Here is a 13,222-nt window from a genome sequence, read left to right on the forward strand (position 1 = left end):
ATAACAAAAACGTATATTTGTAGGTTCAAACAAACAATATCAAACCTATGAGTGATTCTAGAAAAAGGCGCGAAGCTTTACTATATCATGCAAAACCAAAACCGGGGAAAATAGCAGTTGTACCTACTAAAAAGTATGCTACACAGCACGATTTGTCTTTAGCTTATTCGCCAGGAGTAGCAGAACCTTGTTTAGAAATAGCAAAAGATAAAAACAACGTTTACAAATACACAGCAAAAAGTAATCTTGTAGCTGTTATTTCTAACGGAACAGCGGTTTTAGGTTTAGGAGATATAGGCCCAGAGGCGTCTAAACCTGTAATGGAGGGAAAAGGTTTACTATTTAAGATTTTTGCCGATATCGATGTTTTTGATATCGAAGTTGATGCAACAGACGTAGATAAATTTGTAGAAACAGTTAAAGCTATTGCTCCAACTTTTGGAGGAATTAACTTAGAAGATATCAAAGCTCCTGAAGCTTTTGAAATAGAAAGAAGATTAAAAGAGGAATTAGACATTCCTGTAATGCACGATGATCAGCATGGAACTGCGATTATATCTGCAGCAGCATTGAAAAACGCTTTAGAAATTATCAAGAAAGATATTTCAGATATTCAGATAGTTGTAAATGGAGCAGGAGCAGCCGCAATTTCATGTACACGTTTATATTTAGCATTAGGAGCTAAAAGAGAAAACGTTGTAATGTGCGATAGTAAAGGAGTTATTAGAAAAGATAGAGATAATTTAACTCCACAAAAAGAAGAGTTTGCAACTGATAAAGATGTAAATACTTTAGAGGAAGCAATGCATAATGCAGATGTTTTTATAGGGTTGTCAAAAGGAAATGTAGTATCTCCAGAGATGTTATTATCAATGGCAAAAGACCCTATTGTATTTGCTATGGCGAATCCGGAACCAGAAATAGCTTACGACTTAGCAGTTGAAACTAGAGACGATATAATAATGGCTACTGGTAGATCAGACCATCCTAATCAAGTTAATAACGTACTTGGATTTCCATTTATTTTTAGAGGGGCTTTAGATGTTAGAGCAACTAAAATTAATGAAGAAATGAAGATGGCTGCCGTACATGCTTTAGCAGATTTAGCTAAAAAGTCAGTGCCAGAACAAGTTAATATTGTATACGATGAAGTAAGTTTATCGTTTGGTAGAGATTATATTATTCCAAAACCATTTGATCCAAGATTAATCTATGAAATTCCACCAGCAATTGCTAAAGCAGCAATAGAATCTGGAGTAGCTCAAGAACCAATAACAGATTGGGATAAATATCGTGATGAGTTAATGGATCGTTCAGGAACAGGAAGTAAAGAAATCCGTTTATTACATAATAGAGCTAAGAAAGACCCTAAGAAAGTTGTTTTTGCTGAGGCAGATCATTTAGATGTATTAAAAGCAGCACAAAGAGTTCATGATGAAAAAATAGGTATCCCTATTTTATTAGGAAGAAAGGAAGTTATTTTAGAATTGAAAAAAGAATTAGGATTTGATGCCGACGTTCTTATCATCGATCCTAAAACAGATGTAGAAAAAGAAAGAAGAGATCGTTATGCTGAAGCTTTCTGGAAAACTAGACAACGTAAAGGGGTTACATTGTTAGAAGCAAAAAAATGGATGCGTGAGCGTAATTATTTTGCAGCAATGATGGTGAATACTGGAGAAGCAGATGCTTTAATTACTGGATACTCAAGATCATATTCTTCAGTAGTAAAACCAATGTTGACTTTAATAGAAAAAGATAAAGGGGTTACTCGTGTAGCAGCAACTAATATGATGCTAACAAAGCAAGGTCCAATGTTCTTAGCAGATACAACGATAAACATTAATCCGACAGCAAAAGATTTATCAAAAATTAGTCAATTAACATCTGTGTTAGCAAAAATGTTTGGTATGAAACCGCATATAGCAATGCTAGGTTTTTCTAATTTTGGTTCATCAATATCTGAAACTTCTGTAAAAATTAGAGAAGCTGTTTCGTATATCCACCGTCATAATCCAAATGTAATTGTAGATGGAGAATTACAAGCAGATTTTGCATTAAATCCAGAGTTGTTAGCAAAAGAGTTTCCGTTTTCAAAACTAAATGGTAAAAGAGCAAATATTTTAATTTTCCCTAATTTAGAATCAGCAAACATTACTTATAAGTTAATGAAGCAAGTTGATGGAGTGGAGTCGATAGGACCTATTTTATTAGGGATGAGTAAACCAGTTCATATTTTACAGTTAGGAGCAAGTGTAGATGAAATGGTTAATATGGCAGCTGTAGCTGTTGTTGATGCTCAAAATAAGGCAAGAAAACAAAATAAATAATTAATAAAAGTTTAAAGTCTTGATAAATAAGGTTTTCAAAAAGAAATATTTTTATTTATTTTAGGCAACTAGAAAATCAGCTGAATGATTACACAAATTAAGGGGAAACTTGTTGAGAAAAATCCAACATATGCAGTAGTAGACTGTAATGGAGTTGGGTACCTAATGCATATTTCTTTAAATACATACTCGTCTTTACCAGATGATGAAAACGTATTGTTGTATACTCATTTATCGGTGAGAGAAGATGCTCATACTTTATATGGGTTCTCTAATAAAATTGAACGTGAAGTTTTTAGGTTGTTAACATCTGTATCAGGAGTAGGTCCTAGTATAGCAAGAACAATGTTGTCTTCAATGACATCAGAAGAAATACAGCAAGCTATAGCATCAGAAAACGTAAAACTGATTCAATCAGTAAAAGGTATTGGTGCAAAAACAGCTCAACGTGTTATTGTAGATTTGAAAGACAAAATATCAAAAACGTTCGATTTAGATGAAGTTTCTGTTGTGCAAAACAATACAAATAAAGAAGAAGCGTTATCTGCATTAGAGGTTCTTGGCTTTGCCCGTAAACAAGCTGATAAAGTAGTTGGAAATATATTAAAAGAAACGCCTGATGCTAGTGTTGAAAAGCTTATAAAACAGGCGTTGAAAAACTTATAAACAAGGTTGGAAAAAAAGGTTATGAATAGATTACTGGCAACACTTACTCTTTTGGTAAGTGTTGTTTCGTTTTCGCAAAATACTCCGGGGAATAGTACAAATAATGTAAAAAAAGATACAGTAGTACCGTTAAAGTATAATTTTGGATATACTAAAAACGGAGCATTGTATTTAAATAATCCAGTAGAGAAAATTGTAACCTACGATAAAGCAATAAACAAGTTTGTGTTAGTAGAGAAAATTGGAGATTACTATGTTGGAACTCCAATTTTCATGACTCCAGAAGAGTATGATAAGTACCTTTTAAAGAATGATATAAAAGATTATTTTAAAGAAAAAGTAGACGCTACTAATCCAAAGAAAAAAGGAAATAAAAACGCTAGAAAAAACTTATTACCTAAGTATTATGTAAATTCTAAATTTTTTGAATCTGTTTTTGGAGGAAATACTGTTGAGGTTATCCCTTCAGGTCAGGTAAATATAAAATTAGGAGGAGTTTATCAGAAAAATGAAAACCCACAAATATCTATAGAGAATCAAAGTAGTTTTACTTTTGATTTTGATCAACAAATTAGCGCAAGCTTACAAGCAAAAGTTGGGAAACGTTTAAAAGTGACTGCCAACTACGATACACAATCCACTTTCGATTTTCAAAATATTATAAAATTAGAATATACTCCTACTGAGGATGATATTATAAGGAATATTGAAGCGGGTAATATTAGTATGCCAATTAAAAACTCATTAATAAATGGAGCACAGTCTTTATTTGGTGTAAAAACAGAGTTGCAATTTGGAAAAACATATATAACAGCAGCATTTTCGCAACAGAATTCACAATCAAAAACAGTAGTAGCAGAAGGAGGAGCAACGATTGAACCTTTTGAATTAAGAGCATCAGATTATGATAATGATCGACACTTTTTCTTATCTCAATATTTTAGAGAAAATTATAAGGAGGCATTAAATAATTATCCATTAGTAAGTAGCCCAATAAATATTACAAGAGTTGAGGTTTGGATAACCAATAGAACTCAAAATGTAAATGATTATCGTAGTATAGTGGCTCTTGCCGATTTAGGAGAGTCTAGTGATGCAAATGAGGTAAATCCAACAGAAATTAATGCAATTCCAGGAGCAGTATCAGTTAATTCTAAAATATTACCATATAATGGTGTTAATAATTTAAATCCATTATTAGCAACAACGGTAGGAGGTATTAGAGATGTAGCAACAGTAGATAATGCAATTACAGGTATAGGAATAACTCCGCAACAAGGATTTAACTATTCATATTTACAAAATGCACGTAAGTTACAAGCTAACGAGTTTAGATTACACCCTCAATTAGGATTCATTTCTTTAAATAGAAGATTAAATGATGGAGAGGTTTTAGCTGTAGCGTTTGAGTATACTGTTGTTGGAGCATCTAATGGTGAAACTGTTTTTAAAGTAGGAGAATTTTCAAACGATGGAGTTGTAGCTCCTTCAAACTTAGTAGTAAAATTATTACGTAGTGAAATCCTAAATACGGTTCGACCTGGTACAGGAGGAACTTCAGGAGTACCAGCAGAGGCATTCCCTACTTGGCGTTTAATGATGAAAAACGTGTATGCTTTAGGAGCATTCCCATTACAAAGAGATGGTTTCCGTTTTGAATTATTATATCGAGATGATGAAACGGGTACTTTACAAAATACACTGCAAAATGCTCAGACACCAGGTATTACAGATAAACCTCTATTGCGAATCTTAAATTTAGATAAACTAGACCAAAGTCAATATGCAGTTCCTAATGGAGATGGTTTCTTCGATTATGTGGAAGGAATTACTGTAAACTCAGAAAGAGGATATGTATTATTCCCAGAACCAGAACCGTTTGGTATTGATTTGAGGGATGAGTTAACGAATACAACAGATCAAGACAAATACTTATTTGAAGAGTTATATTTAACAACAAAGATTCAAGCAAAAAACGAATATCAAAATAAAGATAAATTCTTTTTAAAAGGATATTTTAAATCAGAAACAAGCAGAGGGATATCATTAGGAGCCTTCAATGTTCCTAGAGGTTCGGTACGTGTTACAGCAGGAGGACGACAGTTAGTTGAAGGAATTGATTATGTAGTAGATTATCAGTTAGGGCGTGTTCAGATTTTAGATCCAGGATTAGAAGCTTCAGGAACACCAATTAATGCTACAGTAGAAAATAATACATTCTTTAATCAGCAAAGAAAAACGTTCATAGGAATTGATGTAGAGCACCGTTTTTCAGAAAAATTTATATTAGGAGGTACTTTCTTAAATGTAAGTGAAAGGCCAATTACACCAAAAGTAAATTTTGGAGGAGAGCCTATTGATAATGTAATGTTAGGTTTAAACTTAGATTATTCAGCAGAGGTTCCTTATTTAACAAAATTAGCAAACAAACTACCATTTGTAGAAACTGATGCACCATCTAATGTATCGGTAAGAGCAGATATGGCTTATTTATTGCCTGGGTCTCCTAGTGGAATTAATGTAGATGGAACAGCAACGTCTTATTTAGATGACTTTGAAGCATCACAAATACCAATTAATTTAAGTTCTCCACAACAGTGGTTTTTAGCAAGTACACCAGAATCGCAAGGTTTTGATGGTGGAGTAAATGATATATCTTATAACTATAAAAGAGGTAAGTTAGCATGGTATAATATTGATCAGCTTTTTTACGGAAGTGGTAATAGACCAGGAAATATTGATGAGAATGAATTATCAAGAAATGAGGTACGTCAAATACGTTACAATGAATTATTTCCAAATACAGATTTAGATATTACGCAACAAAACTTAGTTCGTACTTTAGATTTAGCTTATTATCCATCTGAAAGAGGTCCTTATAACTATAATCAAAATGCAAATTCTGTAACTCCAGAAGAGCGTTGGGGTGGAATTATGCGAGCTTTAACCACCAATAATTTTGAACAAGCAAATGTTGAGTATATTCAGTTTTGGGTAATGGATCCATATGAGAATTACTCAATTAATCAAGAAGAAGGATTACCAGCAGGAATAAATCCACAAGACCCAATTAATCAAGTGGGTAAGTTATTTATCAATTTAGGAAGTGTATCTGAAGATATCTTAAAAGATGGTAGAAAGCAATATGAAAATGGTTTACCAGCTGATGGTAATAAAGTCCCTGGAAATAATGTAAATACTACAGTTTGGGGTAATACACCAATAAATCCATCTATATTATATGCTTTTGATTCTAGTAATGAAGCAAGAGTAAATCAAGATATAGGATTAGATGGATTAACAGATGCAGAAGAAAAAGCATTATATCCAGCATTTGCATCGTTAGATGACCCGGCGGGTGATAACTTCCAGTTTTTTAGAGGTGGAGCAATAGAGGCAACAAACCCTTCAGTTTTATCACGTTATAAAAACTACAATGGAACACAAGGGAATTCACCAACAGCAAGTCAATCTACAGAAGCATTTCCTACATCATCTACAACATACCCTGATGTAGAAGATATTAACAAGGATCAAACGATGAACCCTGTAAATAGTTACTTTGAATATGAAGTATCATTTAATAAAAGTGATTTGCAAGTAGGAAAAAATCATATTATCGATTCAAAGAGTGAGCCAGTAACATTAGCAAATGGAGCTACAAGAACTACAACTTGGTATCAATTTAGAATTCCAATTAGAAATGTAACAGATGCTCAGAAAATAAACGGTATTACAGATTTTAATAGTATTCGTTTCATTAGAATGTTCCTTACTCAGTTTAAAATGCCAATAGTTTTACGTTTTGGAGAATTAGAATTGGTAAGAGGAGATTGGCGTAGATATACAAAAGTTTTACCTAGTACTACTACTCCAGTAGAATTAGATGCTACAGAATTAAATAAGTTCGAAGTTGGGGTAGTGAGTATAGAGCAAAATCAAGAAAAATATGCGCTACCTCCTGGTATTCTTAGAGAGCAGTTACAAGGAACAAATAGAATTCAACGTCAAAATGAACAATCAGTAACGTTAAAAGTTACCGATTTACCAGCTGATCAAATAAGAACTATTTATAAAAATATTAGTATAGATATGCGTAGATATAAAAAACTACGTATGTTTTTACATGCTGAAGACCCCGAGGGAGTAGCGGTTCAAGATGAACCGGCAAATGCTGTAGCAGTTATTCGTTTAGGTACTGACTTAAATGATAATTATTATGAAGTTCATAAGCCTTTAGTGTATAGTAAACAAACACCTGGTACGACACCAGTCCCAGATAAAGTTTGGCCAGAAGTAAATGATTTAGAAATACCATTACAGGAATTAGCCAATTTAAAAATACAAAGACCTTTAGGACAAAGTATAACAGATGTGTTTTCCTCAACTAGTTCAAATGGATTGAGAATTTTTGTAAGAGGTAATCCAACATTAGCTCAAATAAGAACTGTAATGTTAGGAGTTAAAAACACAGAAATTACAGATAATAAATCTATAGAGGTATGGTTTAACGAATTACGTGCTGTAGGTTTTGATAACAAAGGAGGATGGGCTGCAGTTGTAAATGCAGATGCTAATCTTGCTGATGTAATGAATCTTTCCTTAGCAGGAAGAATGTCTACAATTGGCTTTGGTAATGTAGAAGACCGAGTTCAGCAAAGAAGTATTGAAGAAACGAAACAATATAGTGTAGCAACAAATATTCAATTAGGTAAAATGATGCCTAAAAAATGGAATATGCAAATACCTATGAGTTATAGTTATGGGGAAGAGTTTAGAGATCCAAAATACGACCCACAATTTCAAGATGTTGAATTAAAAGACGCATTAGATAAAAACCCTAATAGTAAGAATGCCCAGGACTACACACGTAGGCAAAGTATTAGTTTTATAAACGTAAAAAAGAATAAAAACCCAGAGAGTAAGAAGAAACCAAAATTTTATGATGTAGAAAATTTTTCTGTATCATATTCTCATAGTGAAGAGTTTCATAAAGATTATAATATTGAAAAATATATAAATAGAAACGTTATGGCTGGAGCTAGCTATAATTTTACTTTCAAACCTTTTGTTATTGAGCCATTTAAAAGTTCTAAACTTTTTAAAAGTAAATATTTACGATTTATTAAGGATTTAAACATCAACCCTGTACCAAAAAACATTGCGGTTAATTCTAGAATCAATAGAAATTATAATTCACAACAATCAAGAAACTTAGTGCAAAATATTGGTTTATCTGCTCAGCCAGAATTAATACAACGTAGATTTTTATTTAACTGGGATTATACTATAGGGTTTGATTTAACAAAATCTTTACAGTTAAATTTCAATGCAACCAATAACTATATATATGATAGTTTTGGAGAAGATGAGAATTTAGAAATTTATGATAAGTTTTTTAATGTAGGTAGACCAGACAATTATCATCAAAAATTAAATGCTACCTATAAACTACCAATTAATAAACTACCTTATTTAAGTTTTGTTACTGCAGATTATGGTTATACTGCAGATTTTGATTGGAAAGCTAGTGCGCAAAGTAATTTAGATTTACCAAATGGTCAAAGTGTAAGTTATGTAGATGTGGTGGGGAATATGATTCAAAATGCCAATACACATAATTTAAATACGAATATAGATTTTGGACGCTTTTATAAAACTTTGAGATTAGATAAGTTGTTGTTAAAAGGAACAAAGAAAAGACCAACTAAAAAAGGAAGTGTAGCATTGGGAGCAAAAACCACAGCTCCAAAAGCGAAGTTGAAAAAGAATGCTTCTTTTGGCCAGAAAGCAATGAAAGGACTATATGATGTTTTAACTTCGGTAAAAAGGGCTAAAATTAGTTACTCACAAAACAATGGAACCTTATTACAAGGTTATAAACCATCTGTAGGTTTCTTAGGAAGAAATTCTTATGGTGGTGGTTTGGCGCCAACTTTAGGGTTTGTGTTTGGAAGTCAAACAGACATTTTAAATACAGCCATAGAAAATGGTTGGTTAGTAACAAGAACAAGTCAAAATGATCCAAATCAGCCTTACTATAATAAGAATTATGGGAAAAACAGTTATAAAAAATTAGATTATAATATTTCAGTAAAACCAGTTAAAAACCTAACTATAGATTTAATAGGTAGAAGAATTCAAACAACTAGATTAAACCAACAATTAGATATAATTTCTGATGGAAATGGAGGATTTCATCAAGACCCTAATATAAAAGCATTCGAAACAGGTGATTATAGTATTAGTCATTTTATGTTAGGAACTATTTTTACAGACAATGAAACTTTATATCAAAACTTTTTAGATCATAGAAGTATAATAGCAGATAGGTTATCTAACGAAACTGGATTGCCAAATACGCCTGGTGCTGGATACAAAGTTAATGGGCAGCAAGCAATGTTGCCAGCTTTCCTTGCGGCATATTCAGGTACCAGTCCAAATTCGGTAAGTACAGGAATATTTAAAAACATACCAATACCAAATTGGAGGTTACGTTTTAATGGATTTATGAAGTATAAATGGTTTAAGAAAACATTTTCATCATTTACATTATCACATGGATACAAGTCATCTTATACTGTAGGGAATTATACTAATAACTTACAATATGATGCTTCTTCTCCAACTAATACAAATACTTCTGGTAATTATCAACCAGAACTATTACTTTCGTCGGCAACTTTAATAGATGAATTCTCTCCACTTGTAAAGGTAGATTTTAGAATGAAGAATTCATTTTCATTTAAAGGAGAAGTAAGAAAAGATAGAAGTTTAACATTAAATTTTAACAATAATACATTAACTGATATAAAAGGAACAGAATATGTTGTTGGATTTGGATATAAGATTAGAGATGTTAAATTTGTAACTCGATTTACAGGGAAAAAAGAAACATTAAAAGGAGATATTAATTTAAGAGCAGACATTTCGTTAAGAGATAATTTAACCTTAATACGAAGTGTTGATGAAGAAAATAGTCAGATAACAGGAGGAGAAAAATTATTCGGATTAAAGTTTATGGCTGATTATAATTTAAGTAGCAATTTAACAGCTTCATTTTATTATAACCATCAAACATTCCAATATGCTGTTTCAACTACTTTTCCAAGACAATCAATCAATGCTGGAATTAATATAATTTATAATTTAGGAAAGTAAAACAAACACAATAAAAATAAAATAATGAACATTCCAACAGAATTAAAATACACAAAAGACCACGAGTGGGTAAAAATAGAAGACGGTGTAGCTACAATTGGGATTACTGATTTTGCTCAAGGTGAATTAGGTGATATAGTATACGTTGACGTTGATACTTTAGACGATACTTTAGAAGTAGAAGAAGTTTTCGGATCAGTAGAAGCTGTAAAAACAGTATCTGACCTTTTTATGCCATTATCAGGTGAAGTAATTGAGTTTAACGAAGCATTAGAAGACGAGCCTGAAATGGTAAATTCTGATCCTTATGGTAACGGTTGGATGATAAAAGTTAAATTATCAGACGATTCTCAAATAGCAAGTTTATTAAGTGCTGAAGATTATCAAGAACTTATTAAAGGATAATTTTATAACAATAGCAATATTTGTAACTGCAAGTATTGCTATTCTTAGTTTAATAAAGATAGGTCCTCAGCCAATCAAAATAAATAATTTAGATAAATACGAGCATATTATAGCTTATTTTGTTTTAAGTTTTTTTTGGTTGTTAGCATTCAGAAAGACAAAAATTAATGATTTAATTATTGTTTTTGCATGTGTGTTTTACGGCATAATTATTGAGGCTCTTCAAGTTACAATGACATCATACCGTTCAGGAGATGTTTTAGATATTATTGCAAATACGACGGGTATTTTAATAGCTTACATTATTTACTTTCTTTTTTTTAAGAAAAATGAGGCTATTTAAAGATTTAGCTTGTAAAAGTTGAAATAAATTAATTAAATTAGCGAACTGTTAAAAACATTTAGGATGGAAATTAAGAAAAATCCAAAATCAAACTTAGAAAATTATAGCAAGCTGTTTATGCAGTTAGGTTTGGTTTTAGCTTTATTTGTAACATATGTTGCGATTGAAAATAAAACATATGACAAAACATATGGAGATTTAGGTTCAGCAAATATGGCTTCTGATATTGAAGAAGAAACTATAGAACTTCAAATTGAACCACCAAAACCAAAACCAAATACTCCACCACCACCAGCTCCTGAGAAGATTGAGGTTGTAGAAGACGAAAAAGAAGTTGAGGAAACTATTATTGAGTCTACTGAAACTGATGAATCTGAAGCTGTAGAGGTTGAAGAGATTGTTGAAGTTGAGGAAGAAGAAGAAGTGGTAGAAGATGTACCTTTTTCTATTATTGAAGAAGTACCAGTTTTTCCAGGTTGTAAAGGAACAAAAGCTCAAAAGAAAGCTTGTTTAAATAAAAAGTTAACTAAGCACGTTCAACGTTATTTTGATGCTGAATTAGCAAACGAGCTAGGATTAGCACCTGGTAAGAAGAGAATTTATGTTCAATTTAAAATTGACAAAGATGGTTCTATTACTAGTATTAATGCTAGAGCACCACACCCTAGATTAAAGAAAGAAGCTATTCGTATAGCTAAAAAAATTCCAAAAATGAAGCCTGGTAAACAAAGAGGTAGACCAGTAAGAGTTGGTTATACTTTACCTATTACATTTAATGTAGAATAGTTTTAGTATTATAAAAAAATAAAAAAAGAGCAATCCAATTTTGGATTGCTCTTTTTTTATTGGCATGTTTCTTGTTTTATATAATAATAATTTAAAAATTTTATTACTATGGAAACACAAAAGAAAAAACCAAGAAAGCAATTAGAAAAATTTTCTGCAATATTTATGCAGTTAGGGTTAGTATTAACTTTATTTGTGGTTTTTGTCACTTTAGAATATGAAACGGAAAAAGATATGGCTGTAGTAAGCGAACCATATTATGAGTTTACAGATCCAATTTTTACTTTTCAAAAAGAAATAATTGTAAAAAAACAACAAAAGCAAGTTGTAAAACCACAACAAAAGCAAATTGTAAAAAGAGTTATAAGTAAGCCAGTAGTTGTAAAGAATATATCAGATACTCCAGAAACTGTTATTGATTTGCCAGTAGAAAATACTCCAGTAGTAGTTTCTAAGCCTACAAATGTTATTTCAAAAGTAGATGAGCCAGTTGAAAAAACAATGTCTATAAATAGTGTCCAAAATACACCTGTTTTTAAAGGTTGTGAAGGCTTATCAGAAGAAGAGAATAGAATATGTTTTGAAAGAAAAATACAGAGGCATATACAAAGATATTTTAATGCAGAGATTGCACAAGATGTTGGTTTGAGTTCGGGGAAGTATAAAATATTTACACAATTTGTAATTGATAAAAGTGGTAAAATATCAGATGTAAAAATTAGAGCCCCTCATAAAAAGTTAGAAAAAGAAACAAATAAGGTGGTAAATAAAATACCACAATTCACTCCAGGTAAGCAAAATAATAAGCCTGTAAAAGTAAAGTATACTTTACCTATTACATTTAAGGTAGAATAAGAACAAAAGCTCAACCATTTAGGTTGAGTTTTATATTTTTGTTAATATGGATACAACAAACTCATTTTTTGCACACGAAACAGCAGTAATAGATGCTGGGAGTACTATTGGTATAGGAACTAAAATTTGGCACTTCAGTCATATAATGCCCGACTGTATCATTGGAAAGAATTGTAATATTGGACAAAATGTTGTGGTTTCTCCAAAGGTGAAATTAGGAAGTAACGTTAAAGTTCAAAATAATGTCTCTATTTATACAGGAGTAATTTGTGAAGATGATGTTTTTTTAGGTCCCTCAATGGTCTTTACGAATGTAATAAATCCAAGAAGTGCTATAAAAAGACAAGATCAGTATTTAGAAACAGTTGTTAAGAAAGGAGCGAGTATAGGAGCAAATGCAACAATTGTTTGTGGAAACAATATTGGAGAGTATGCTTTTATTGGAGCTGGTGCAGTTGTGACTAAAGAAGTGTTACCTTATGCATTGGTAGTAGGAAATCCATCAAAACAAATAGGTTGGATAAGTGAATATGGCCATCGATTAGAGTTTGATGAAAAAGGTGAAGCCATTTGTATAGAAAGCAAAGAAAAATATAAGCTAGAAAACAATAAAGTTTTTAAAATTTGATATAGATCAAATTTTTTTAAAAAGTTTTTGTTGTAAAGAAAATGTTAT

Annotated in this window: 8 protein-coding genes; all 8 read left to right on the forward strand. The window is 31.5% G+C overall.

Features of this window, described 5'->3' with window-relative positions:
- Window positions 1-47: 47 nt before the first annotated feature.
- The 8 genes from F7018_RS01960 to F7018_RS01995 all read left to right on the forward strand — a co-directional run bounded on the left by F7018_RS01960 (window position 48) and on the right by F7018_RS01995 (window position 13,174).
- The gene (locus F7018_RS01960; protein ID WP_150898291.1) at window positions 48-2,330 is read left to right on the forward strand and encodes an NADP-dependent malic enzyme; all 2,283 of its coding nucleotides are present in this window, start codon (window positions 48-50) and stop codon (window positions 2,328-2,330) included.
- 84 nt (window positions 2,331-2,414) lie between these two features.
- Window positions 2,415-2,996 (forward strand): Holliday junction branch migration protein RuvA, encoded by a 582-nt coding sequence (ruvA, locus tag F7018_RS01965; protein ID WP_150898292.1) that lies wholly within the window; start codon window positions 2,415-2,417, stop codon window positions 2,994-2,996.
- A 21-nt stretch (window positions 2,997-3,017) separates the two neighbouring features.
- Window positions 3,018-10,157 (forward strand): T9SS outer membrane translocon Sov/SprA, encoded by a 7,140-nt coding sequence (gene sov, locus F7018_RS01970; RefSeq protein ID WP_175578612.1) that lies wholly within the window; start codon window positions 3,018-3,020, stop codon window positions 10,155-10,157.
- A gap of 24 nt (window positions 10,158-10,181) precedes the next feature.
- Window positions 10,182-10,562 carry a glycine cleavage system protein GcvH gene (gene gcvH, locus F7018_RS01975; RefSeq protein ID WP_150898294.1) on the forward strand — a complete coding sequence of 127 codons (381 nt, stop codon included), beginning with the start codon at window positions 10,182-10,184 and terminating at the stop codon, window positions 10,560-10,562.
- Complete coding sequence (locus tag F7018_RS01980; protein ID WP_150898295.1) at window positions 10,528-10,905, forward strand: VanZ family protein; 378 nt, start codon at window positions 10,528-10,530, stop codon at window positions 10,903-10,905. The genes gcvH and F7018_RS01980 overlap by 35 nt, the downstream gene beginning before the upstream one ends.
- A gap of 63 nt (window positions 10,906-10,968) precedes the next feature.
- Window positions 10,969-11,691 (forward strand): energy transducer TonB, encoded by a 723-nt coding sequence (locus F7018_RS01985; protein WP_150898296.1) that lies wholly within the window; start codon window positions 10,969-10,971, stop codon window positions 11,689-11,691.
- Between the two features lie 108 nt (window positions 11,692-11,799).
- Window positions 11,800-12,546, forward strand: coding sequence for an energy transducer TonB (locus tag F7018_RS01990; protein ID WP_150898297.1), 747 nt, complete (start codon window positions 11,800-11,802; stop codon window positions 12,544-12,546).
- Between the two features lie 46 nt (window positions 12,547-12,592).
- Complete coding sequence (locus F7018_RS01995) at window positions 12,593-13,174, forward strand: acyltransferase (RefSeq protein WP_150898298.1); 582 nt, start codon at window positions 12,593-12,595, stop codon at window positions 13,172-13,174.
- The last annotated feature ends 48 nt before the right edge of the window (window positions 13,175-13,222 follow it).

The sequence above is a fragment of the Tenacibaculum aiptasiae genome (genome assembly GCF_008806755.1).
Classification (GTDB): domain Bacteria; phylum Bacteroidota; class Bacteroidia; order Flavobacteriales; family Flavobacteriaceae; genus Polaribacter; species Polaribacter aiptasiae.